At 40.3% G+C, this 25294-nt stretch carries 26 protein-coding genes; 12 read left to right on the forward strand and 14 right to left on the reverse strand.

What is annotated here, in order from left to right; all coding sequences use genetic code 11:
• Positions 1-80: 80 nt before the first annotated feature.
• From O9316_RS01840 to O9316_RS01885, 10 genes are all read right to left on the reverse strand, one after another.
• Positions 81-1259 carry a hypothetical protein gene (locus tag O9316_RS01840; protein WP_298204958.1) on the reverse strand — a complete coding sequence of 393 codons (1179 nt, stop codon included), beginning with the start codon at positions 1257-1259 and terminating at the stop codon, positions 81-83.
• Entirely contained in the window at positions 1259-1621 is a 363-nt protein-coding gene (locus tag O9316_RS01845; protein WP_298204959.1) for a nuclear transport factor 2 family protein, read from the reverse strand. Before O9316_RS01845 ends, O9316_RS01840 begins: the two co-directional genes overlap by 1 nt.
• Positions 1621-2553, reverse strand: coding sequence for a UDP-3-O-(3-hydroxymyristoyl)glucosamine N-acyltransferase (locus O9316_RS01850; protein WP_298204960.1), 933 nt, complete (start codon positions 2551-2553; stop codon positions 1621-1623). The genes O9316_RS01845 and O9316_RS01850 overlap by 1 nt, the downstream gene beginning before the upstream one ends.
• Before the next feature lie 3 nt (positions 2554-2556).
• Positions 2557-3123 carry an elongation factor P gene (gene efp / locus O9316_RS01855; RefSeq protein WP_298204961.1) on the reverse strand — a complete coding sequence of 189 codons (567 nt, stop codon included), beginning with the start codon at positions 3121-3123 and terminating at the stop codon, positions 2557-2559.
• Between the two features lie 33 nt (positions 3124-3156).
• Positions 3157-3942 (reverse strand): acyl-ACP--UDP-N-acetylglucosamine O-acyltransferase, encoded by a 786-nt coding sequence (gene lpxA / locus O9316_RS01860; RefSeq protein WP_073362287.1) that lies wholly within the window; start codon positions 3940-3942, stop codon positions 3157-3159.
• A 3-nt stretch (positions 3943-3945) separates the two neighbouring features.
• Positions 3946-5334 carry a bifunctional UDP-3-O-[3-hydroxymyristoyl] N-acetylglucosamine deacetylase/3-hydroxyacyl-ACP dehydratase gene (locus O9316_RS01865; RefSeq protein ID WP_298204962.1) on the reverse strand — a complete coding sequence of 463 codons (1389 nt, stop codon included), beginning with the start codon at positions 5332-5334 and terminating at the stop codon, positions 3946-3948.
• 20 nt (positions 5335-5354) lie between these two features.
• A complete protein-coding gene (lpxD, locus tag O9316_RS01870) occupies positions 5355-6374 on the reverse strand; it encodes a UDP-3-O-(3-hydroxymyristoyl)glucosamine N-acyltransferase (protein ID WP_298204963.1) in 1020 nt (339 codons plus the stop codon).
• A 37-nt stretch (positions 6375-6411) separates the two neighbouring features.
• Entirely contained in the window at positions 6412-7644 is a 1233-nt protein-coding gene (locus O9316_RS01875) for an HD domain-containing protein (RefSeq protein ID WP_298204964.1), read from the reverse strand.
• Between the two features lie 262 nt (positions 7645-7906).
• Entirely contained in the window at positions 7907-9883 is a 1977-nt protein-coding gene (locus O9316_RS01880) for a dehydrogenase E1 component subunit alpha/beta (protein ID WP_298204965.1), read from the reverse strand.
• 122 nt (positions 9884-10005) lie between these two features.
• A complete protein-coding gene (locus O9316_RS01885) occupies positions 10006-10734 on the reverse strand; it encodes a T9SS type A sorting domain-containing protein (protein WP_288041275.1) in 729 nt (242 codons plus the stop codon).
• Between the two features lie 206 nt (positions 10735-10940).
• Here O9316_RS01885 and O9316_RS01890 point away from each other — a divergent pair, with 206 nt between their 5' ends.
• From O9316_RS01890 to O9316_RS01925, 8 genes are all read left to right on the forward strand, one after another.
• Entirely contained in the window at positions 10941-11894 is a 954-nt protein-coding gene (locus O9316_RS01890) for a 2-oxoglutarate and iron-dependent oxygenase domain-containing protein (RefSeq protein WP_298204966.1), read from the forward strand.
• 117 nt (positions 11895-12011) lie between these two features.
• Complete coding sequence (locus O9316_RS01895) at positions 12012-12344, forward strand: translation initiation factor (protein WP_298204967.1); 333 nt, start codon at positions 12012-12014, stop codon at positions 12342-12344.
• Positions 12345-12548: 204 nt separating this feature from the next.
• A complete protein-coding gene (locus tag O9316_RS01900; RefSeq protein ID WP_298204968.1) occupies positions 12549-13412 on the forward strand; it encodes a nucleoside phosphorylase in 864 nt (287 codons plus the stop codon).
• Between the two features lie 90 nt (positions 13413-13502).
• Positions 13503-14042 (forward strand): GNAT family N-acetyltransferase, encoded by a 540-nt coding sequence (locus tag O9316_RS01905; protein WP_298204969.1) that lies wholly within the window; start codon positions 13503-13505, stop codon positions 14040-14042.
• The gene (locus tag O9316_RS01910; protein WP_288041270.1) at positions 14039-14890 is read left to right on the forward strand and encodes a substrate-binding domain-containing protein; all 852 of its coding nucleotides are present in this window, start codon (positions 14039-14041) and stop codon (positions 14888-14890) included. Before O9316_RS01905 ends, O9316_RS01910 begins: the two co-directional genes overlap by 4 nt.
• Before the next feature lie 11 nt (positions 14891-14901).
• Positions 14902-15834 carry a transglutaminase gene (locus O9316_RS01915; RefSeq protein WP_288041269.1) on the forward strand — a complete coding sequence of 311 codons (933 nt, stop codon included), beginning with the start codon at positions 14902-14904 and terminating at the stop codon, positions 15832-15834.
• Positions 15835-15883: 49 nt separating this feature from the next.
• Positions 15884-16456: a hypothetical protein gene (locus tag O9316_RS01920; RefSeq protein ID WP_288041267.1), complete on the forward strand. Its 573-nt coding sequence runs from the start codon at positions 15884-15886 to the stop codon at positions 16454-16456.
• Positions 16457-16467: 11 nt separating this feature from the next.
• Complete coding sequence (locus O9316_RS01925) at positions 16468-17052, forward strand: hypothetical protein (protein ID WP_288041266.1); 585 nt, start codon at positions 16468-16470, stop codon at positions 17050-17052.
• On the opposite strand, the gene ung is transcribed toward O9316_RS01925, so the two are convergent.
• On the reverse strand, positions 17053-17715 hold the full coding sequence (gene ung / locus O9316_RS01930) for a uracil-DNA glycosylase (protein WP_298204970.1): 663 nt from the start codon (positions 17713-17715) through the stop codon (positions 17053-17055).
• 82 nt (positions 17716-17797) lie between these two features.
• Here ung and O9316_RS01935 point away from each other — a divergent pair, with 82 nt between their 5' ends.
• The 3 genes from O9316_RS01935 to O9316_RS01945 all read left to right on the forward strand — a co-directional run bounded on the left by O9316_RS01935 (position 17798) and on the right by O9316_RS01945 (position 20585).
• The gene (locus O9316_RS01935; protein WP_298204971.1) at positions 17798-19972 is read left to right on the forward strand and encodes a DNA mismatch repair protein MutS; all 2175 of its coding nucleotides are present in this window, start codon (positions 17798-17800) and stop codon (positions 19970-19972) included.
• Positions 19969-20382 carry a thiol-disulfide oxidoreductase DCC family protein gene (locus tag O9316_RS01940; RefSeq protein WP_298204972.1) on the forward strand — a complete coding sequence of 138 codons (414 nt, stop codon included), beginning with the start codon at positions 19969-19971 and terminating at the stop codon, positions 20380-20382. Before O9316_RS01935 ends, O9316_RS01940 begins: the two co-directional genes overlap by 4 nt.
• A gap of 65 nt (positions 20383-20447) precedes the next feature.
• Positions 20448-20585 (forward strand): hypothetical protein, encoded by a 138-nt coding sequence (locus O9316_RS01945; RefSeq protein ID WP_298204973.1) that lies wholly within the window; start codon positions 20448-20450, stop codon positions 20583-20585.
• Positions 20586-20632: 47 nt separating this feature from the next.
• On the opposite strand, the gene O9316_RS01950 is transcribed toward O9316_RS01945, so the two are convergent.
• The 3 genes from O9316_RS01950 to aroC all read right to left on the reverse strand — a co-directional run bounded on the left by O9316_RS01950 (position 20633) and on the right by aroC (position 24070).
• Complete coding sequence (locus O9316_RS01950) at positions 20633-21658, reverse strand: T9SS type A sorting domain-containing protein (protein ID WP_298346925.1); 1026 nt, start codon at positions 21656-21658, stop codon at positions 20633-20635.
• A gap of 96 nt (positions 21659-21754) precedes the next feature.
• Positions 21755-22996: a dicarboxylate/amino acid:cation symporter gene (locus O9316_RS01955; protein ID WP_298204975.1), complete on the reverse strand. Its 1242-nt coding sequence runs from the start codon at positions 22994-22996 to the stop codon at positions 21755-21757.
• 6 nt (positions 22997-23002) lie between these two features.
• Positions 23003-24070 carry a chorismate synthase gene (aroC, locus tag O9316_RS01960; protein WP_298204976.1) on the reverse strand — a complete coding sequence of 356 codons (1068 nt, stop codon included), beginning with the start codon at positions 24068-24070 and terminating at the stop codon, positions 23003-23005.
• 244 nt (positions 24071-24314) lie between these two features.
• Here aroC and O9316_RS01965 point away from each other — a divergent pair, with 244 nt between their 5' ends.
• Complete coding sequence (locus O9316_RS01965; protein ID WP_298204977.1) at positions 24315-25142, forward strand: GLPGLI family protein; 828 nt, start codon at positions 24315-24317, stop codon at positions 25140-25142.
• Positions 25143-25294 lie beyond the last annotated feature (152 nt).

Genomic DNA, 25294 nt, shown 5'->3' on the forward strand with positions numbered 1-25294 from the left:
ACAGTTATTTATATGTTTGTTAAAAGGTGTCACAAAAATAGGAAAACAGATTTAGAATAGGATGCACTATTCATAGAATTTTATCGTTTTTTTTGCAAATTTTCTATACACCCGACTTGTAGCGGATTACCCATTTTTATCTTGTGGGAGGTATCGGCTGTAAAAGGATAGGATGTGACATACCAATAGCCTTTTGATTTGGGAAATTGATTTTCGTAAGCCATTGCAAATGAATTCAATATATAATCATCATTGGGAAGCAAAAGATGGAGTTCGCCTTTGCACCAACGCTTTGGACTCACAACCCAATACTTTTGGTTATCCATTTTTTTGGGGTATAAATACGGGCGTAACGGTTTTGGACAGTCGTTGTATTGGTCAAAAAAAATATAAAGTGACTTGCCTTTTCCACTGTATACATTGAAAGAAAAATACTGATTATAATAGCCGAAATATCCCCATACGGGCAAGATCCAAAAAAAGAAGATTACTAAACCCTGCTTTTTGAACTCCAATGGCCACGGAGCGTCAAAAAATTTCTTTTTTGAGGCAACACATCCCATAACACTGATGCCAAACAACGCTAGATTCCAAGGTACGACAGCTCCATTGGAAAATAATCCTAAGGGAGACAGCCCTAGTAATATCAATCCATGCATCGTTACCAATCCGCGAAACGCCCAAAAACGCGTGCGTTGAAACAGCAATCCTACACCGAACAAGATTTCAATCAAACCCACCAATAATCCCGCATAATGAAAAATTAAAAAAGAGGAATCTGTGGACGTAATCCCAACAAGTTTTTTTAAAAAGTAGGCATCCCAAATCGTATACAAAAAAGCACCATTGATTTTATGGAGACCACTGAATGTATAAAGTGCCGAAAGAAGCAGCAAGCATCGGGTAAAAAACCGCTCACGCGACGTTGAGAAACAATGGATACCGGCCACCGCCAAAAAAAAATAGGTGTAAGGTTGCCAAAATACATAATCCAAACACCAAGTAAGCACGACAAGCGCCATCCACCACCCTATCCCCCTTTTCCAATTGATTTTCCATAACAATACTACGGTGAGTATAAGGGTAGCACTATGTATACTAAATGGAATTTCTTTGGGAATAGTGCTTGCGAATGAAAAAACAGTAAGAGTAGGGAAAACACGATGCAATGTCCACGCTTTGTACAGAAAAAGTTGGGTCAAAAGATGCGCTAGCAATATAAGACGTACGATTCCAGTACCCCAAAATGCTTTGTGCATTATCCAAATTGGCTCATTTGATAGCCCCGATATAATTTTTGATCTTTTATTTCCCAAATCACAAAGAAATTAGCCAACAACATCTCTTCTCTCGGATTTTCAATAGTTTTTACAAAATGGGAATAGCGCACTGACACGAAATTTCCTTCTTGAATGATATGAGAAATACGAATTTTGGAACGAACATAAGCCCGATTCAATTCTTCACTTAAGTTGAGTACATCTTCAGCATCCATCTGAACAAATCCTTTGGTGCTGTTCCATTCGATAATTAATTCGGGATGCAAAAACTGTTTTACTTCATCGCGATGCAATAAAACATCTGATTTATATAAGTCTAAAACTATATCTTTCGGTTGCATTATTCCGGTTTTTTATTCAACAATTCAGGCAAACGTTTGACGTAGGCCATTTGTTTTAATTTTTCGCGTGATTCTTCTGCGGGCGTGCCAAAGTAGGTAATTCCACCGGCTACTGATTTTGTCACCCCTGATTGCGCTAGAATGACGGCTTTGGTTCCGATAGTAATCCCACTATTGGTGCCCACTTGCCCCCAAATAGTGACTTCGTCTTCAATCACTACACAACCGGCAATACCTGTTTGGGCTGCAATGAGACATTTTTTTCCGATTATGGTATCGTGTGCTACGTGGATTTGATTGTCCAAAATTGAGCCTTCTCCAATGGTAGTATCCCCTGTGACGCCGCGGTCAATAGTACACAAAGCACCTATACCCACATGATCTTCGACAACTACACGTCCACCAGAAAGCAATTGATCAAATCCTTCGGGTCGTTTTTTATAATAAAATGCATCAGCACCCAGCACTGTTCCGGCTTGAATGATCACATTGTCACCAATTTGCGTATGATCGTAAATCGATACATTGGAATGGATAATGCAATTTTTACCGATACGAACGTGATTTCCAATAAAACAATTCGGTTGAATTACGGTCCCTTCGCCTATTTCAGCCGACAAAGAAACGGCTGCTTGTGCTGCCACAAAAGGACGGAAATACCGGGTGAGCTTGTTAAAATCCCGAAACGGATCGTCGGAAATCAATAACGCTTTTCCCTCGGGACAAGGCACTTCTTTGTTAATGAGTACTATGGTAGCCGCCGATTGCAACGCTTTGTCATAATACTTCGGATGGTCAACAAAAACAATGTCTCCTGGCGTTACGACATGAATTTCATTCATCCCTTCCACAGGAAAATCATCGGCTCCCACATATTGGGAATCGATGATGGCTGCAATTTCTTTTAACGAATGCGTTTGCGGGAACTTCATGTGTTATTCTTTTACCCGTTCCAAATAATCTCCTGTAGCAGTATCAATTTTAATTTTATCCCCTTCATTAATAAACAGAGGAACATTGACATTGGCACCCGTTTCAACAGTCGCAGGTTTGGTCGCATTGGTCGCTGTATTTCCTTTCACACCCGGTTCGGCATAGGTTACTTCTAACACGATAGAAGCAGGCATGTCTACCGACAGCGGCATATCGGTTTCGGTGTTAATTTGTACCATTACATTGGTTCCCTCTTTCAAAAATTGAGGCGCATCCAATACCTCCTTGTTTAACGTGATTTGTTCATAGGATTCGGTATTCATAAAATGGTAATCATTGCCTTCGTTGTACAAATACTGAAATGTATGGGTTTCTACTCGAACCACATCGATTTTATGACCCGCAGAAAACGTATTGTCTAATACTTTTCCAGTAGTTAATGATTTTAATTTAGTACGCACGAATGCGGGGCCTTTTCCAGGTTTCACGTGAAGAAACTCAATAATTTTATAAATGTCGTGATTGAATTTGATACAAAGTCCGTTACGAATATCTGCCGTAGATGCCATTTGAATTTATGTTTTAAAATTTAGTTTATTTAATTAATAGGTTCCAGAATACCCTTTCATAATTCCGCGGGATGAGTTACGAATGAAGTCTAAGATTTCATCACGCTCGGGTGAAGCCGCCATTTCAGCTTCAATAATCCCGACGGCTTGCGAGGTATTGTAATTTTTTTGGTATAAAATGCGGTAAATGTCTTGAATTTCGCGAATCTTTTCGGTTGAAAATCCACGACGGCGCAAGCCAACCGAATTAATCCCCACATACGACAAAGGTTCTTTGGCCGCTTTTGTATAAGGTGGAACATCTTTTCGAACCAGAGAACCGCCAGAAATCATGGCATGTTCACCAATATGTATGAATTGATGAATTGCTGCTAATCCCCCAATAATAGCAAAATTACCTACAACGACATGTCCAGCGAGGGCAACGCCATTCACTATGATGACATTATCACCGATATGGCAATCGTGCGCTACGTGAGCGGTAGCCATAATCAAACAGTTACTTCCAATTTTGGTTTGTCCCGAAGCGATAGTCCCTCTGTTGATGGTTACAAATTCTCGAACTGTAGTATTATCACCGATGATGGCTAGTGAATCTTCCCCTCCAAATTTCAAATCTTGGGGTACTGCAGCAATTACGGCACCCGGGAAAATGTTACAATTCTTTCCGATGCGAGCCCCTTCCATAATGGTCACGTTGGAGCCAATCCAAGTTCCTTCGCCGATTTCGACGTTGTTATGAATTGTGGTAAATGGCTCGATTACTACATTCTTAGCAATCTTTGCACCGGGATGCACATAGGCTAGCGGTTGATTCATAGTTTATTGGTTTTTGACGATTTGTGCCATGAGCTCCGCTTCAGCGACCAAACGCCCATTGGCATAAGCGTTGGCTTGCATATGGCAAATTCCGCGACGGATGGGCGAAATCAAATCACATTTAAATATTAACGTATCGCCTGGCAAAACTTTATGCTTGAACTTTACGTTGTCGATTTTCATAAAATACGTTAGGTAATTTTCAGGATCAGGAACAGAGCTTAAAATTAAAATCCCTCCCGTTTGTGCCATTGCTTCTACAATTAAAACCCCTGGCATGACAGGCGCACCAGGAAAATGACCCACAAAAAAGTCTTCATTCATGGTCACATTTTTCAGTCCAACCACATGGGATTCAGACATTTCAATGATTTTATCTACCAATAAAAAAGGCGGACGATGGGGCAACATCTTCATGATTTTGGTCACATCCATCAACGGTTCTTTGTTCAAATCATAAGTAGGCACATGATTGCGTTGCTCTATCTTAATGATTTTAGAAAGTTTTTTGGCAAATTGCGTATTGACGAAATGTCCGGGTTTGTTGGCAATCACTTTCCCTTTGATACGGCAACCGATCAAGGCCAAATCCCCAATAACATCTAGCAGTTTGTGACGTGCTGCTTCGTTGGGGTGATGCAACGTAAGGTTGTCTAAAATACCGTTAGGTTTGACCGAAATATTTTCTTTGCCAAAAGCCTTTTTCAAGTTCTCCATGGTTTTTTCGGAGATTTCTTTATCGACATACACGATGGCATTGTTCAAATCCCCTCCTTTGATGAGTCCGTTGTCTAAAAGCGTTTCTAACTCATGTAAAAAACTAAAGGTACGCGCGCTTGCAATTTCCGCTTTAAAATTGGACATGCTCTTTAGCGTTGCGTTTTGGGTACCCAACACTTTGGTACCAAAATCTACCATAGCGGTCACTTGGTAATCGTCGGCAGGCATTACAATGATTTCGCTACCCGTACTTTCATCGATATACGAAATAACTTCTTTCACCACATAACAATACCGTTCAGCCTCTTGCTCAACGATACCGGCTTTTTCGATTGCTTCTACAAAGTATTTGGAAGAACCATCCATAATGGGCGGCTCCGACTCATTCAATTCAATAATTACATTGTCCAAATCACATCCCACGCAAGCCGCCAAAACATGCTCTGACGTTTGAATTTTTACACCCAATTTTTCAAGATTGGTTCCGCGTTGGGTATTTACTACATAATTGGCGTCGGCTTCAATAACTGGTGACCCTTCCAAGTCCACACGTACAAAAGTAAAGCCATTGTTGACAGGTGCTGGCTTTAACGTCATGGTCACTTCTTTTCCTGTGTGAAGTCCAACACCCGTAAGGGTAATTTCGGTTTGAATGGTTTTTTGTTTAACCATAATACTTGTATTAATTCTGTTTAGCTAAGTTTTTTCTTGAGATTGTCCAATTCGGCCACAATTTTGGGAAGATTACGGAAATGAACATACGATTTATTCCAATCGCCATAATTGAAAGCTGGACTTCCTTGAATCGTTTCGCCGTCGGGAATACTTTTTCCGATACCCGATTGCGCTTGAATCCGTACATTATTTCCAACCGTGATATGGCCTACTATACCCACTTGCCCCCCAATCATACAGTTTTTACCAATTTTGGTTGAACCCGCAATTCCGGTTTGCGAGGCAATTACAGTATTTTCGCCAATTTCAACATTATGGGCAATTTGAATCTGGTTATCAAGTTTTACGCCTTTACGAATGACGGTAGAACCAAGGGTCGCGCGATCGATAGTTGTACACGCTCCTACTTCTACATGATCTTCTAAAATCACATTACCGATTTGAGGAATTTTGCTGAAGGTACCGTCTTCTGAAGGTGCAAATCCAAATCCATCTGAACCGATGATAACTCCGGAGTGGATGGTGCAATGGTTCCCAATTTCAGTTTCAGAGTAAATTCGAACACCCGCAAACAAAATACAATTATCTCCAATGACTACATTGTCTCCTATGAATGAATTGGGATAAATTTTGACATTGTTTCCAATTTTCACATTTTTTCCAATGTAACAAAAGCTTCCCAAGTAAAGATGATCGCCATAGGTAACCCCCTCTGAAATGACGGTGGGTTGTTCAATACCCGATTTCATCAATTTTACTTGATTGTAATACTCCAACAGTTTGGAAAAGGACTTGTAGGCATCTTCCACTTTGATTAAAGTGGTAGTAATGGGTTGTTCAGGCTCAAACGTGTGGTTCACAATCGTGATAGACGCTTGCGTGGTGTAGATATAATTTTGGTATTTCGGATTGGCTAAAAAGGATAAAGAACCCGCGGTTCCCTCCTCAATTTTGGCCAATTTATAGACTTCAATCTGTGGATTTCCAACCACTTCTCCGCCTAAAATACCCGCTATTTGTTCTGCTGTAAATTTCATTCCGACAAAAATATAAAATTTAACAAAATAAGCCGTTTTATCCCAGCAATACTTTCGGATAACATACAAAATACTTGGTCACTGCCTTCGATAAGGCTTTCACTTGAAGGGGTTCTGAAGTATCTTCCAATACTTCTACGGACCGGTCTTTTTTGATGATTCGTATGGGCACACTTTCTTTATTATAGGCAATATTCTTCAACTTGCCTTTAAAAACAAAGTAATCGGTTTCTTTTTCAGAAATAGGATATTGTTGTGTTAATTGGGATTTTAAGTATTGAATTTTTGTCAGTTCAGGCTTTTCTTCCGACATGTCAATCTTCAACAATTCGCGATTGACAATCATTTTACATAGTTCTGCCAACACAAAATCGGTAGAAAATTGCCACGATTTGATAGCCCCCATGACATCATAATCATCCAACAAGGCAAATTGGGTCAGCACTTCCCCATCAAAATCGGTTCGCGCTACTTTATTTTGGAGAAAAAATTGCAACGGAGCGCTGCATGGAAGCACGAGGCCTTTTTGCTTGAGTTCTTTGGCGCGCTTTAAGATTTTTGTCAAAATCAACTCTGCTACGACCGATGTTTTATGCAAATAGGCCTGCCAATACATGAGTCGGCGTGCCATGAGAAACTTTTCTACCGAATAAACGCCCTTTTCTTCTATAACCAAATGATCTTCAGCGACATTCATCATCTGGATCAAACGATCGCTGTTGATGTTTCCTTCGGCCACACCACTATAAAAACTGTCGCGCTTGAGGTAATCCATGCGATCCATATCCAACTGACTGGAAATCAATTCAAGCATAAATTTCCGGTGGTAATCGCCTTTAAAAATTTGAATTGCCAAATCAAGTTGGCCGTTAAAATGCCGATTTAAAGCGTGCATAAATTGCAAAGAAATTTCCTCATGCTGAATTCCCTCTACAATACTGTGTTCCATGGCATGCGAAAAAGGGCCATGACCGATATCGTGCAACAAGATGGCAATGTACAATGCATTTTCCTCTTCGTCGGTAAATTGAACCCCTTTGAATTTGAGCGTTTCTACAGCCTTTTGCATGATGTGCATGCACCCCAAAGCGTGGTGAAACCGGGTATGATGCGCTCCAGGATAAACAAGATACGACAATCCCATTTGCGAAATGCGGCGTAATCGCTGAAAATAGGGATGCTGAATAAGATCAAAAACCAAGGAATTGGGAATCGAAATGAATCCGTAGATAGGATCGTTGAATATTTTAAGTTTATTGGTCGAATTCACACATTTTAAATAAGAGCACAAATATACGTGAAATGCGAAAAAGGGCAATATGAATTGGTTTTGTACTTGAAATTTGAATCATTTAAGGGGCATCCCCAAGCCAATGCCCTTATGTAGAAATTGAAAAAACCTAACTATACGGGCAGTTAGGTTTAGTTTACTTTACTTGATATTTTCACGGCTAGCCCTGATGGTAGCGGCATCCTCACGTAGTTTACGGAGTGAGATACAGCGGACAGCAGGAAATAGCTCCAAAAAAAAATTAATAGGCTATCAATTCCAATAACGCCTTTTCAAAACGTTCCTTGGGTAAGTATTGATCTTCAAGGGTTTTCATAAATGGTATTGCGGTTTCTAAACTTCCCACACGCACAACAGGGGCATCCAAATACGCAAACGCTTGTTCCATAATCAGGGCCGAAATGTCACTTGCAATCCCTCCAAACAACGAATCTTCTTGCAAAATAATGGCTCTGCTGGTTTTTTTAACCGATTGTAAAATCGCTTCGGCATCCAACGGTTGCAGCGTGCGTAAATCCAATAAATCAGCACGAACTTCGGGGTGTTTGTCCAACATTTCTAGGGCCCAATGCACTCCAGCGCCAAACGAAATAATAGTCACTTGATCGCCTTCACGAAGTAAAGAAGCCTTTCCAAAAGGTAACGTATAATAGCCTTTAGGCACCTCTTGGTAAATACTTCGATACAATAATTTATGCTCAAAATACATCACTGGATTAGGATCGTTGATGGCTGTAATTAGGAGTCCTTTGGCATCAAAAGGAAATGCGGGGTACACTACTTTGAGTCCGGGCGTTTTGGTAAACCATGCTTCATTGGTTTGGGAGTGAAAAGGACCTGCTTGGGTACCGCCACCGCAGGGCATACGTACCACGACATCCGACTTTTCGCCCCAACGGTAACGCTGTTTGGCCAGCAAATTGACGATGGGATTAAAACCTGTTGAAACGAAATCGGCAAACTGCATTTCTACAATTGCTTTGTAGCCATTGATGGAGAGACCATTGGCAGCTGATACGATAGCGCTTTCACAGATGGGCGTATTGCGAACGCGCTCTTTACCAAACTGCGCCACAAACCCATCGGTGATTTTGAAAGCCCCCCCATATTCGGCGATATCTTGCCCCATAAGGACCAAATTGGGATGTTGTTGCATCGCTTCGCGTAACGCACTAGAAATAGCATCAATTACGCGAATATTTTCAGTTTCATTAGATGGACTTACTTCTTGATAATCAAAGGCTTCGTATACATCATTTAATTCTTCATTTAAATCAGCTACAAAGTCAGGTTCGGCTTGAGTAATCGCCCAATGCGCATCAATTTCTTGCTTGATTTCTGTACGAAAAGCCTCGTCTTGTGCTTCCGACAGAATTCCTTCCTTTTTCAGAAAGGTTTGGTAGTTAGAAATTGGATCTTTGACAGCCCACAGGTCCATCAATTCTTGTGGAACATATTTGGTCCCACTCGCCTCTTCGTGACCGCGCATACGAAACGTTTTAAACTCCAACAATACAGGACGAGGATTTTCCTGCATTGACGCTTTGAGTTCGCTAATTTTAGTGAAAACGTCCAAAATATTATTACCATCTATAATGTGGCTTTCCATTCCGTAACCCACGCCTTTGTCGGCAAGATTCTCGCAACGGTACTGTTCGTTTGTTGGGGTTGACAAGCCGTACCCATTATTCTCGATGACAAATAAAACAGGAAGTTCCCAAACGGCTGCCACATTTAGGGCTTCGTGAAAATCGCCTTCCGAAGTAGCGCCTTCCCCTGTAAACACAGCGGTGACTTTGCCATTTCTCTTTAACTTATTGGCCAAGGCAATACCATCGGCGACGCCCATTTGGGGCCCCAGATGCGATATCATGCCGATGATTTTATACTCTTGCGTGCCAAAGTGAAAACTGCGATCACGTCCTTTGGTGAAGCCCGATTTTTTACCTTGCCATTGCGAAAAAAGTTTGTGCAAAGGAATGTCTCTTCCCGTAAATACGCCGAGATTGCGGTGCATCGGAAGAATGTATTCGTCCTTATCCAGAGCAGCGGTAATTCCCACTGAAATTGCTTCCTGTCCGATGCCTGAAAACCATTTAGATACTTTTCCTTGACGGAGAAGAATGAGCATTTTCTCTTCGATCAAACGGGGTTTCAGTAATTTTTTATACAAATCCAACAATTGTTCGTTGGATAAATTGTGACGATTAAAGTCCATTCGTTTTGTTTGTGGTTTGTGACGCCAAATGTACTAAAACGATGTAGGATTTCAAGGTGTTTTTCCATAAAAAAAGCACACTTATTTGTGTGCTTTTGAATCGCTTTTATGTAAGTAAGAAATTACGATTTCATAAATCGTTTTACGGTCTTTTGTTGCTCGTTGGTCATGAGTTCAACCCAATACAGGCCTGTTGGCAGTTGTGTTACATCGATGGTGTTGTCAATTAATGGAACGGTGCCTAGTTGTTGTCCATTGGAATTATACAATATTGCTTTTTCTAAGGGCAAGGAACTCTTAACATTTAACATATTTCCTGCGGGATTGGGATAAATCAAGGTTTGCTCCCAAGCGGAACTCAGATCATTGGTAGACAATGCCACTTCAGTTACATTCAGGGTATACGTCACGGTTTGCGGAGAAGGCCAACTTGAAATGTAAATGTAGTACGTTTGACCTGCTGTAACTGAAAAGTTGTTTATCGTACGAGCGCCAGCAGAAACTCCCGTGGCACAAGCCGCATATTGCACTCCGATAGCTGCACAATCGGTGTAGACAAACATTCCTGTCCAACCCAGTGCGTTGGGAATTTCAATTTTAAGAGTTTGACTCACAGAAGGAGTGTAGGCATAAATCACATCATTGCCTCCATGGTAATAATTGCCAAAAGTGGTCGTGGCACAAGTGGGATGCGTTGTGGTTTGCGGGTCGTAATTATCACCAAAATTGGCGGTATTATCCGAAACGGTAAAGGGTAAGGATGAAATGACAATGGGGTTATTGCACAACGACCCCGTTTGTGCAAAACCGAATGTGGTACACAAAAGGAACAAGAAGTAGTTTCGTTTCATAAGGCTAGGTATTAAGGGATTATCCCTCCTAAAGTAAAGGATGTTTTGGGAGGGCACAAGTTTTCTCGATAGGCGACCTATTTTTACCGATAAAATGACCAAAAGGAGATGTTGATAACTTTCGTTTGCAACTGAATAAAAAACTGTACATTTGTGATTGCGCTTTGATTTCACAGCGTTTAAGTTATTAACAAAAAAGGTTTAGTATGCAACAAATTCCAAGTGTTGACTTACGTGATTTCCTGTCGGATGATCCGGCACGTAAACAAAAATTTGTAAATGAAATCGGAAAAGCCTACGAAGAAATCGGATTCGTAGCATTAAAAGGTCATTTTCTTGATGACCAATTGGTGGGAGAATTGTATGATGAAGTGCGTAACTTCTTTACTCTTCCATTGGAAACCAAAGCAAAATACGAAATCCCAGGTATTGGCGGTCAGCGCGGTTATGTATCGTTTGGTAAAGAACATGCCAAAGGACGCTCTGCGGGGGATTTAAAAGAGTTTTGGCATTTTGGCCAATATGTGAGTGAAGGCTCTAAATGGGAAGGCGAATACCCTGATAATGTTATCGTTGAAGAGTTACCCAAATTTAATGAAGTAGGGAAAAAAGCCTATCAAATGCTTGAGAAAACCGGAGTCTATGTCCTTCGCGCGCTCGCGTTACACATTGGTTTGGACGAATTCTATTTTGACAATTACATCAAAGATGGCAACAGTATCTTACGCCCCATCCACTACCCGCCGATTACCGACGAACCCAAAGACGGAGCCGTTCGAGCTGCCGCCCATGGTGATATCAATTTGATTACGTTACTAATGGGAGCTCAAGGAAAAGGGTTACAAGTTCAAAATCATGAAGGCCAGTGGATCGATGCTATTGCACAAGACGATGAATTGATGATAAATGTCGGCGACATGTTGTCAAGACATACCAACAATAAATTAAAATCAACGATTCACCAAGTGGTAAATCCACCCCGTGAATTGTGGGGTACTTCACGTTTCTCGATTCCGTTTTTCATGCACCCTGTAAGCGATATGAAATTGGATTGCTTACCCCAATGTATCGATGAAAAGAATCCGAAATTGTATGAAGACATCACCGCAGGCGATTTCCTAAATGAGCGTTTGGTGGAATTAGGATTGATTAAAAAATAAGGAAATTCAATAATTCCGAAACTAAAAATTCCAAATTCCAATGTACTGTTGGGATTTGGAATTTAGTTTTTAAGCCCTTGATTTTTCAAAAAAACAAAATAACAAAAGTAGGCTCCCATGAGTAACCTAGAAGACCAATTAAAAAAACTTTTTCCCGACCATGTTGCGGCAGATTTCGAACCTGAAGAAGAAAAAGCACACGAATTATTCGTTCAAAAAGAACCCATGATTTGCAAATATGAAAAGCGGAAAGGAAAACCAACCACAATTATTGAAGGATATGAAGGTGAAGATGAAGATTTTAAAATCTTAGCCAAAGAAATCAAAACCAAATTAAGCGTGGGTGGTAGTTTTAAAGATGGTGCAATTATCATTCAAGGCGACTACCGCGATAAAATCATGAACTTGTTAAAAGACAAAGGTTTTAAAGTTAAACGCGTGGGAGGATGAATAGAAATTATGAGTTATGAGTTATGAATTAGGAGTTAATGTGTAAACCTAAATAAGTAATTCAATTTTTTCTAATTCATCAATCACTAGTCACCAGTCACTAATCACCAGTCACTAATCACCAGTCACCCCCGAAGTTTCGGGGCTAATCACCAGTCACTAACCTGCCTGCCGGCATAGGCAGGTCACTAATCACAATAACCGATGATAGCTTCATCCGAATTAATACTCAATCCCGACGGAAGTGTTTACCATTTAAATTTACTTCCCGAACACATTGCTCACGACATCCTCTTTGTGGGGGATCAAAATCGTGTCGAAAAAATCACCCAACATTTTGAGCGCATCGAATTTTCGCAACAAAAACGGGAATTCAAAACGCAAACTGGGTATTTCAAAGGCAAACGCATAACGGTGATGTCCACCGGAATTGGTCCCGACAATATTGACATTGTCATGAATGAGTTGGATGCCTTGGTCAATATTGATTTGGCTACGCGAACCGTGAAAGACGAATTAACGTCGCTAAATATCATTCGAATCGGCACCTCCGGTTCGTTGCAAGCCGACATTCCCGTCGATAGTTTTGTCATGAGCCAATACGGATTAGGACTTGACAATATGCTTCGCTCCTATTTAATTGATGACATCTCAGAAAAAAATATTGAAGACGCATTTATCCAACAAACGAGTTGGGACTTGCGAAAGGGTCGGCCCTATGTGATCAAGGCTTCTGAAACCTTGGTAAAACGTATCGAAAGTGACCAAATCTACAAAGGCTTTACGGGTACAGCAGGCGGATTTTACGGTCCTCAAGGCCGGGTTTTGCGTTTGCCTATTCAAGACGCTGAACTCAATACAAAAATGGATGCCTTTGAATTTGAAGGAATCAAAATGACCAATTTAGAAATGGAAACGGGGGCTATTTATGGCTTAGGTAAACTTTTAGGACATGAATGTTTGTCCTTAAATGCCATCATTGCCAACCGTGCCAATGGGACATTTAGTGCCGATCCCTACAAAGCAGTTGACGCGTTAATTGAATACACCCTCCATAAATTGGCGTAATCCTAATTTGGAGCTATTTCCCGCTTTCGCCTTTATCTCTCCGCTAAAGCTTCGAGGATATCGGCTCTATCGGGGCTAAAACTAACCGAAATGATACAACGTTTAGAAACCGAAAGACTGTACATGCGTCCCTTCAAAACCGCCGATGCTGCCGATTTGTTTGCCATGGATAACAATCCGAAGGTACACATATATTTATGGCAACAACCCACGCTTGACCAGGAAGAATCGGTTAAAACTATTGCGTATATTTTGGAACAATACCATCGCAACCAAATTGGACGATTTGCCACTTTTTTAAAAGAAACCGATGAATTTATTGGGTGGACAGGAATCAAATTTATCGACGATCATGTTGAAAATGGGCATACGAATTTCTATGATTACGGGTACCGTCTTCCCGAAGCGTATTGGGGCAAAGGGTATGCTACCGAAGCTACCCTTAAATGGCTTGAGTTTGGTTTTCAAACGATGAATATTCCAATGATGCATGCGTATGCCCATCGTGAAAATGGTGCCTCAAACCACATATTACATAAAACAGGGTTTATCTTTCAAGCAACTTACCCTGATCCTGCAGGTGTACTTTGGAATTGGTACGCTTTCAATAATCCCACATTAAAACCATGAAATCTATAAAAATTGTAGGAGTTCCCGAACATTTTAATATGCCTTGGTACCAAAGCATCACCAATGGTGATTTTGAGCGTGTTGGTATTGATTTACAATGGACCGATATCCCTGAAGGTACGGGAAAAATGTGTCAAATGCTCCGCTCTGGCGAGACCGATGTAGCGGTCGTTTTGACCGAAGGCATGGTCAAGGATATACTCGGAGGGTGTCCCGCCAAAATAGTGCAAGTGTATGTTGCTACTCCCCTCCTTTGGGGCATTCATGTGGATGGAAAATCTGCATTTCAGGATATTTCCAACCTACAACATACTACCGCGGCTATTTCGCGTTACGGGTCGGGTTCGCATTTGATGGCGTACGTTCATGCGCAACAACAAGGTTGGGATACTGCTACTTTACAGTTTGAAATCGTACATACCCTAGACGGCGCCGTGGATGCCTTACAACAAGGAACCGCTGATTATTTTATGTGGGAGCGTTTCATGACCCAACCCTTAGTCGATGCTGGCGTTTTTCGTCGCCTTGGTGTTTGTCCCACCCCGTGGCCTTGTTTTGTGATTGCGGTTCGCGATGAAGTACTCGCCAATGAAAAAGAGGCAGTACGTTCAATCGTAAATACAATCAATGCCAAAACAACACATTTTAAAGAACAAACCCAATTGGTAGCCCAACTCGCACAACGTTTTCATCAAAAAGAGGAAGCGCTTCAAGCTTGGCTCTCCTGCACTGAGTGGAGTCAAAATCCGTTGTCAGAAAAAGAATTTGAGTTGGTTCAAAATCATTTGTGGAACTTACACCTTATCGATAAAAAAGATACCTTTGCTACCGTTGTAAACATACTGTAGTAAGTCCTTCAATGACAAATCCTTTCTTTTCGCGTTTCCGTCAATGGCAAGAGAAACTCGCGATTCCCAATCCTTGGGATAAAGTCATTATTGGGGTACTCAACCTACTGCTTACGATTCCTATTTTTTTAATTCTGCATCAAAATATTACAGATCCCGAATGGCCGTTAGCGATTGATCGTGTGGGACTATTATTGCTAATTTTAGCAGTATTTCAATGGATTTTAGTACGCCTTCGAAAAGTAATTTTTATAAGTATTGCGGGCTATCTCCTTTTTTTGATTTGGGGCACCTTGGTGGGGGGTTACGGATTCCAAAATGTATTTGAAGAATATCAATCGATGCTCTATGCCATGGAGGAAAGTCCATTTCCGCAGGATATTGTGATTGATCGGTTGCTTCCTTTTCCTAACAAATCCAAAATCATCAAAGCCATTGATTATGACCATCCGCAGGTGCGCAACTTTGCCCTAAAAGCGATTAATACCCATTTTAAATCGGTTCAAGGGTATCAGGATTATCAGACCCTTATTCAGTGTTTTGCTGTTTTTAAAGAAATCAATTCCCAGTGGAATTATGTTCACGATCCTGTAGGACACGAATATATTGCACGAGCCGACGAATCGCTTAAATACCTTTCGGGCGATTGTGACGACCATTCCATTCTTATGGCGGCAGCAGTTAAATCGATTGGAGGCATTCCACGATTGATTCATACCCCGGGTCATATTTACCCTGAATTGTACATTGGTACACGAAAAGACATGGAAACCGTCAATTATTTAATTAAAAAAGTGCTTTTCCCCAACGAAAGTCAGCACAAAGCCGTGCATTATCACATCGACGAACGGGGCAATGTGTGGTTAAACTTGGATTACACTGCCAAATATCCGGGGGGTCCATTTATGAAAGAAGAAATTTTAAGTGCTTTGACGTTGAATTAAGTGGTCTCGGCTAAAATATTTAGTATATTAGCCCTATAAATTCGAAACTATGCGCAAATTAGTTATACTCCTACTCCTTTTTAGTTTTGGTTATTCTTGGTCGCAAGAGCAAACCTCACCCTTAGTAGATAAGAAAAATGAATTTCGTGTTGATGTCCTTCAGGCCTTAGCGTATGGTAAAATTAGTATTAGTTACGAGCGATTTTTCGTGGGCAGTTTTTCTGTAGGCGTCAATGGTAATTTCTCCAATAGTGCACGAATTGAGGAGGATTACAACAACGGATTTCGGAACAATATTCCACGGTATGAAATTAATCCGTATGTACGCTACGCGCTTTCTAAGAGTAAAGCACGGTACTATTTTGCCGAAATTTTTGCCTCAGCCAATGGGGGTGATTTTAAAGAAATTGTTCGAGAAAACAGTGGCGGAAATGGATTTTATACCATCAAAGAAACCCAATACAATGATTTTGCTTTAGGAGGAAGTTTAGGGTATAAAATGTATTTCAAAGACGCCTTTGCTTTGGAGGTCCTCGTCGGATTTGGCTCCAATCTTACCAATAAAGAAATGAGTCCCGATGTGATTAGTCGTGTAGGTATTAATTTAGGGTATCGTTTTTAATGTTCAAAGTCATGAAAAAAATTGTTTTACTATTTCTTAGTTTTTTTGTCGTAAGCCTCAGCAGTTGTGATACCAACGATGATGATTTTTACAATACCGAATATGTTCGTGTTAATGGACTGGTCACTATTGAAACCCAAGCCAATTATGCTGTAGGGGACAAAATTACGGTCAATTGTGTCGTAGATCGTTTGGTAAATGAGTTGGGACAAAGTACACCTTTGGACATACGAAAAACGACAAATAATGCACCTTCCTTAACCTTTTCATATGTTTTAGAAAAACAAAGTGGTTCTGAATGGATTCCTGTTTCGGTGCCTGCAAATCAAATGGATGTAAGCAGTGGACAGCTCCAAAATGTTGGCTTTTATTTAGCTACAGCACCCTATAATTCCACTCAAGACGCCTATGTATTTAGAGCCGGCTTGCCTTTGTTGAGTTCGGGTACGTACCGCTTGAGTTATGGGTACAATAGTGAAGAAACAGATGTTGTAGAATTGCGCTCCAATTCGGTATCGGATGCAATAACTTTGCTGATTTACACCACTTCTAATGCGTTGAACAACAGCGGCTTTTATACCTTTACAGTCAACTAATTACCACCTAATTTCTTGATTGTGATGCTTTAAGAGATAAGCATTTGTTTGACTAAAATGACGATTTCCAAACCAAAGTCCGCGATTGGCACTCAGTGGCGAAGGGTGTCCTGATTCGAGCACCAAATGGCGCGATCGATCAATCCATTGTCCTTTCTTTTGGGCGTAACTCCCCCACAATAAGAAAACCAGATTGTTTTTTTCATTGGCGAGTTTTTGAATCACTGCATCCGTAAATTTCTCCCATCCTTTTCGCTGGTGACTTCCTGCTTCATGCGCTCGAACAGTCAGAATGGCATTCAACAAAAGTACCCCTTGGGTTGCCCAATGCTGAAGACACCCCGATTGTGGCACAGGAATGCCTAAATCGGACGCTAATTCTTTAAAAATATTGTGCAACGAGGGCGGAAACGGTAGGGTATCAGGAACAGAAAACGACAATCCATGTGCCTGTCCCAATCCATGGTAGGGATCTTGCCCGATAATGACCACTTTGGTATTGTCAAATGTACAATGGTCAAAAGCAGTAAAAATTTGCGCAACGGGTGGAAAGCAAAGGTTATGGCTGTACTCCTCTGAGATAAAACGGTTTAAATCCTGAAAATAAGGTTTTTCTATCTCTTCTTGAAGTAAAAAAGACCAGGTAGACGGCACACACAACATTTCTTAATTTTTTATCAAAAATAAGGAAAAAGTAAAGGATAGGCACGGTTGACTTTGTACCTTTGATTGGTTGAATTTTATTATGATTGCAATTACAGAAAAAACGCGAAAAGATCTCGAATTTCACACCGTTTTGGAAACTATTTCTCAATACTGTGTCACTGAATTAGGGTTGGAAAAGGCGCAACAAATAGCCCCTTTTTCAAATAAAGAACAATTGATGGCTGCGTTGCACCAAACTTCGGAGTATGTTTCCTCGTTTTCAAACAATAATGCGATTCCCAACCATGGGTTTGAAACCCTTTCGTCCGACATACAAATGCTTTCAATTGAGGATAGTTTCCTTGAAGTAGAAAGCTTTCGAAAAATGGCAGCGATTTCAGAGACGGTCAATACCCATTTACTCTTTTTAAAAAAATTCAACACCTATTATCCTTCGCTCCATCATTTGGCTTCGGAAGTAGAATTCACCAAAGTCATTATTCAAAAAATTGAAGCTGTCATTGACAAATATGGTGTTATTCGTGATAATGCCTCTCCCGATTTGGTTAATATCCGTCGGAATATCAACATGGTGCGCGGTAAAGTGAACCAAAGTTTTGGACAAGCTTTAGTCCATTACCAAAGTTTAGGCTATTTGGATGATATCAAAGAAACAGTAGTTGAAAACCGCAGAGTATTGGCCGTCTTGGCCATGTACCGCCGTAAAGTCAAGGGTTCGATCATGGGCAGTTCAAAGACGGGAAGTATTGCCTACATTGAGCCCGAAGCAACATTGAAGTATAGCCGCGAATTGAATCAATATGAATACGAAGAGCGGGAAGAAATCGTACGCATTTTAAAACGTCTTACTTTTGAGATTCGCCCTTTTGCTGCATTGCTCCATCAATATCAGGAGTATTTGAGTACCATAGATGTCATTCATGCCAAAGCTCGATATGCCCAGTTAATTCAGGGTGTACTTCCCAACATCACCGAAGAGAAACGTATTTTTTTACGGGAAGCTTACCATCCGATTTTGTATGTGACCAACAAAAGGAAAAATGAAGTTACCTACCCTCAAACCCTAGAATTGACCCAAGACAACCGTATTATTGTGATTTCTGGACCCAACGCTGGTGGGAAAACGATTGCTTTGAAAACGGTGGGACTCTTGCAATTGATGTTGCAATCGGGTATTCTCATTCCAGTACATGAACGCAGCGAGACTTTTTTGTTTGATCGTATTTTAACCGATATCGGAGATAATCAATCGATTGAAAATCATTTAAGTACCTACAGTTATCGGTTGAAAAACATGAATTACTTTCTAAAAAAATGCAATGCTAAAACCCTGTTTCTTATCGATGAGTTTGGTACAGGTTCTGATCCTGATTTAGGAGGGGCATTGGCAGAAGTATTTTTGGAAGAGTTTTACCATCGGGAAGCTTTTGGGATCATCACAACGCACTATACCAATTTAAAAATACTAGCCAACGAATTGCCGTGTGCGACCAATGCCAACATGTTATTTGATGAGCAATCGTTGGAACCACTTTATAAATTACACCTCGGTCAAGCAGGAAGCAGTTTTACCTTTGAAGTGGCCCAAAAAAATGGAATTCCTTATGGATTGATTAATCGGGCAAAAAAGAAAGTAGAAGGCGAGAAAGTTCGCTTTGACAAAACCATTGCCAAGCTTCAGAAAGAGCGGAGCCGTATGGAAAAAACGTCGGAAAACCTCAAAGAAGAAGAAAGTAAAGCACGGGAAGAAAGCAAACGTTTAGAGCAAACCAATAAAAAAATTCAGGAAAAATTGGAGCGCTATCAGGAAATGTATGATGCCAATCAGCGGTTGATTTATATGGGACAGAAAATCGATGATATTGCAGAGAAATATTTTTTGGATAAAAATAAAAAAGTGCTGATTGGAGATTTTCTTAAATTTGTGGAAATTGAAAATTCAAAGCGTAAAAAAATCAGCGCTAAAGAGAAAAAACAAAAAGAAATCGTTCAAAAAAAGGTGGTTGCCGAATTGAATGTTGCCGTAGAATCCATTCGAACTGAGAAAAAGGAAAAGAAGATCAAAGCCCAACAAGAGGCCAGCGCCAAACCCAAAATGACACTTCAACTGGGAGATCGTGTTCGGATGACCGATGGAAAAGCGGTGGGGACATTGGATAGTATTGAAAAAAATAAGGCTACTGTAAATTACGGACTTTTCACGTCCAAAGTAAGTCTCGAGATGTTGGAATTTGTAGAACGACCCAAAAAATGATTTCCCTACCCGATTCCAAAAAACTAATCCTCTACGATGGACATTGTGTGTTATGCGATTATTGGGTTCGTGTGCTCTTGCGTCATGATAAAAAAGAAGTGTTTTACTTTACGGAACTTCAATCTGAAACCGGGAAATCAGTTCAAAAATATTTAGGGATTGAAAATCAAAAGGTGGAGAGTATTATTTTGTATATCCCCAAAAAAGCGTATTATCTCAAATCTACAGCCATTTTTGAAATAGTAAAATCATTACCTTGGTTTTTTTACGGGATATTGATTTTTAAAATTCTTCCTCATGTTGTTACAGACAAAATGTATACAATCGTTGCTAAAAATCGCTATAAATGGTTTGGCCGAAAGACAACCTGCGGTTTAATTGACGTGAGTTGGCAACATCGGTTTATATGACAATTATCAGCTCTTTTCTTTTTTTATCCCCATACCTTTACGTATAATTTAAAAAAAGAGAAAAGATGTTAAATCGAATTTTACCGCTGTATTCATGGGATAACGGTGCCTTTGTTATGATTGTCCTATTTGGCCTTGTCATTATCGGTTTGGTGGGAGCCGTGATGCTTATGGCCTCGGGCGCTAAAAACAAAAAAGACTAAGCAAAAGCTTAGTCTTTTTTTATCAAGTAAGATTTGTAATTAATAATTTATTGCTTGATAATTTTGTGTGTTGCTGAACCATTTTCAGAAACAATATTTAAAATATATGCGCCGGGAGCTAGGTCAACCACATTGATTTGTGCTTGAGTTGCAGCTTCCATGCTAGCCGTTTTTACTACTCTTCCGTTGATGTCTGTGATGGTGTAAGAAGTAAATGCTGAGGGAGAATTCACATTGAAAACATCAGAGGAGGGATTCGGGAAAACTGTAAGAGTACCCTCAGAAGTAATTTCGGTAGTATTTAATAATGTATCTGTATTTGAAGCACGAACAACCAAATTGTCCATTACCATAGTGGTCGATTCAGAGTTAGGTGCAGCAGTTGTATTTCCTGAGAAGGATACAAAATCAATTTCAGCTGGATCAGTAGCAGTAGAACTTCCGACTACGCTAACACCTGCAGCTGCAATGCCTGGCCCTTTGATGAGTACTTGACGCGTTGTAACATTGTATGAAACCCCGATTCTACTAACCGTATTGGCGGGTAATTGAATACCTGGAGCAGCAGCTAAACTATAATTGTAGTTCCCCACAGGATTTCCAGCAGGTGTAGAATACGCTACTAAAAACAACTCACGCGTTGCCGCACGTACTACAAAACCACCTAAAACGCGATCTCCTGCAGCATTAAAAATATACACACCAAAAGTATTGCGACTTGTAGAGGTTCCATCGCCAGGATTGATATCGACCTCCAATTCAATGATGTTGTTTCCTGAGGTACGGGTTGCCCATATGCCAGGGAAAGTATCTTGCCAAACAAAGCGAGATCCATTATTACCATTGGGACCAAGTAGTGAAAGAGCTAAATCTCCAGCTCCAAGTGACACAATCTGTGCATTTGTTACAGCAGCGTTTGTTGATGTTGTAGGGGCTGCACCATTGGATGCAAAAAAGAAATAGTCACCTTGACCAGGTGTAGCGCCAGTAATGTTATCGCTAACATTACCTACCGTTAATCCATTAAAGTCTTCTGTTAGCAGAACTTGTGCTTGTAGCGCAACGGGTAACATTAAAACTGCGAGTAATACTTTTTTCATTGATTTATTTTTAAGTTTGTACAAATTTAGGAAAAAGTCTTGAAAATGAAAGATTCCCTTAACATTTTTTTATTTTTCCCATTTCCCTACCACACTTGTAGCTAATGCATTCCCCAACACATTGGTTGCACTGCGAAACATATCACAAAAATGATCGATGGGTAAAATTAAAGCAATTCCCTCGACAGGAATATCAAACATACCGCAAGTGGCTGCCACCACTACCAAACTGGCCCGAGGAACACCCGCAATTCCTTTACTTGTGAGCATCAGTACCAAAAGCATGGTCATTTGTGTAGGTAAATCAATATGCATTCCCGAAGCTTGTGCAATAAACAAACTGGCAAAAGTCATATACATCATACTGCCGTCCAAATTAAAGGAATACCCCAACGGCAACATAAACGAAACAATTTTATCTTTTACGCCAAAACGCTCCAACTCTTCCGTCAGCTTCGGAAAAACGGCCTCCGAACTTGTGGTCCCAAACGCAATGGCCAAAGGTGAGGTAATGCGTTGTAATAATTCCTTTAATCTATGGCGCAAAAAGAGATATCCTACGACTAGCAACAACAACCATAACGACCCAATACCTACGAGAAAAGCTGCCAAAAACTTGGTATACGTAAATAACAAATCGCCTAAATCTTTCGTAGCAAATACCGCGGCAATTGCACCAAAAACGCCAAAAGGAGCAAACTTCATCACATAGTTAACCATTTTCAAAATGATGTGAGCGATTTTATCCAAAACCTTAATAACCGGTTCAGTATACGACCCCATGGAGGCGGCAGCGAGTCCAAAAAAGATAGAAAAAACAACGATTTGCAAAATTTCATTGGTGGCCATCGCCTCAAAAACACTTTTGGGGATAATGTGTTCAATAAAATGTTGTGCTGAAAAGTCTTGGGTTTTCTGAGTAACTTCTTGCGCCGCTTCGTGATCAACATCAATCAATTGAATACCTACACCGGGTTCAAAAAAATTCACCCAAAACATCCCGATGAGTAACGAAATCAATGAGGCTGAAAAAAACCACCCCATGGCTCTCCCACCAATACGCCCTACCGATTTTAAATCGCCCAATTTTGCTATGCCCACCACCAAGGTTGTAAATACTAGTGGCGCTATAATCATTTGTACAAGGCGAATAAATATGGTAGCCAACATTTTTATATAACCACTGAACGACGCAGCAAAGCTTGTACTGGTGTTATCGTGAATATAAACCCCCAATCCCATTCCGAGAATTAAGGCGATAAAAATTTGAACCGTTAGGTTGGACAACCAAGATTTTTTAACTGTTTCCATGAAAAATTATTTGCCTTGATAGGCATTATGAATAAGATAATAATCGGCTAAAACTAAGGCAGCCATTGCCTCAACAATGGGTACTGCTCGAGGGACCACACAAGGATCGTGGCGTCCTTTACCGTGTTGGATTTCGATACGCCCATCGGCTGTAAGTACTTCTTGTTCTTGAATTAACGTAGCCACAGGCTTGAAAGCAACTCTAAAATAAATATCCATTCCATTAGAAATACCTCCTTGAATTCCTCCCGACAGATTAGACCGGGTACTCCCATCGGAATGGTAGGCATCGTTATGCGCGCTTCCTCGCATTCGTGCCCCACAAAATCCACTGCCATATTCAAACCCTTTTACGGCATTGATCGACAGCATGGCTTTTCCGAGTTGTGCATGTAACTTATCAAAAATAGGTTCACCCCACCCTATGGGGACATTTTGAATGACACAAGTAACAGTTCCCCCTATCGTGTCGCCCTCTTTTCGTATTTCTTTGATGAGCGCTTCCATTCGCTCGGCAGTTTCTGGATCGGGACATCGCACAGGATTGGATTCGGTAAGTGAAAAATTCAAAGCTTGATACGGTTTTTCAACAAAAATATCCCCTACAGAGGACACAAAAGCATTAATTTTTACTTGAGGAAGCATTTGTTTGGCCAAAGCCCCAGCGACCACTCGACATGCAGTTTCTCGAGCCGAACTTCGTCCTCCTCCCCTATAGTCGCGAATTCCATACTTTTTTTCATAGACATAATCGGCATGACTCGGACGGTAGGTGTCCACCAAATGAGTGTAATCTGCCGATTTTTGATTGGTATTGGGAATGATAAAACCAATAGGCGTCCCCGTCGTTTTCCCTTCAAAAATTCCCGATAAAAATTGTACTTCATCCTCCTCTTTTCGTTGGGTAACGATTGCTGATTGTCCCGGCTTTCTCCGTTGCATTTCGTTTTGAATAGCCTCAAAATCTAAAGCAATTCCCGCCGGAAAACCATCAATGATACCGCCCAAGGCTGTACCATGCGATTCGCCAAATGTAGTTAGGGTTAATAAAGTTCCAAAAGTATTTCCAGCCATACATCCAATTTGAACAAATATAAAACTTAATTTTGGCATGGTCTTTTGATTCAAGCACAAAAATTTTCACTCATTCTATATTTTAAAACGTACCCAAACCAACCTCTTTGTTAAATTTTTCTTTTCATTGGAATTGGTGTAAAATAAATTCAATAAGTTTATGTCTAAATTTTGCTGTTCTCCCGATAAAAAATCTAAGATGTACACTATTAGGTTCATTTATAAACACTCAAATGTCTGTGTCATGAAAAAAATTATTGTTCTTTTTCTAGTAATCATTTGTAATCCCGTATTATCTCAAGAAAACACCAATAAAAGCACTGACTTGTCGGTGTCTTACACCATGGTATATAAAAACCATATAAATGCAAAAGCAACGCAAACGGCGAACACGACTTTGATTGTCAAGGACCAAGAGTCGTTGTTTACTTTTGAGGGCATGATGAATTTTAATCGAATTCAGAAAGAGAGAGCTCTTGTTATGGGTGATTTATTGATGAATAAGATGCCGGTTCATTTTTTGATTAAGAGCAAAGGCGATCAGGTTGAACATTTTGAAACGATTGGAAGTGATTCGTATTCGTTTAAAGAAAAGATCAATCACTCCTGGAAATTAATCGATAGTGACACCCTTATTCATGGCTTTGTGTGTAAAAAAGCAGTATTAAACTATGCGGGTCGTGAGTGGAATGCATGGTACACGCCTGAAATCCCAATTGCTGTTGGACCCTACAAATTCCATGGACTCCCGGGTTTAATCATGGCCATAAATGACCGAGAGCATGTTTTTAGTTTTATCGCCAATGAAGTCAAAAAAGGGCATTTCGTTTTTGATTCAAAAATTGAAGATTATTTTATTAAAGACGGCGGTAAACCCTTTGAAAGTATCAACAAAGATGAATTTTACAAGATTCGAAAAAAGTTTAGCGAAATGACCGTTAATGAAAAAATCAAGTATTCCAATCGCGATGAAGCAGCTATTCCTGAAATCATTATTCAAGGGCAGCAACAAAATTCTCCAAGATTAAATACGAACGCGAACAAGAAAAATTATATTGAGCGTATCGAATGATTTTAAAAAACTACTTTTTTTGGCTTTAGTCTAAATAATATATTTATTATATTTGCTTTATGAAAGACAGTATTTTATCCCAAATATCGGAATTAAATCAGGAAGATAAATCCCGATTATACAAAGTTATTGAAGGCTTTTTGTTTGATAAT

Source organism: Flavobacterium sp., from assembly GCF_027533505.1.
Classification (GTDB): domain Bacteria; phylum Bacteroidota; class Bacteroidia; order Flavobacteriales; family Flavobacteriaceae; genus Flavobacterium.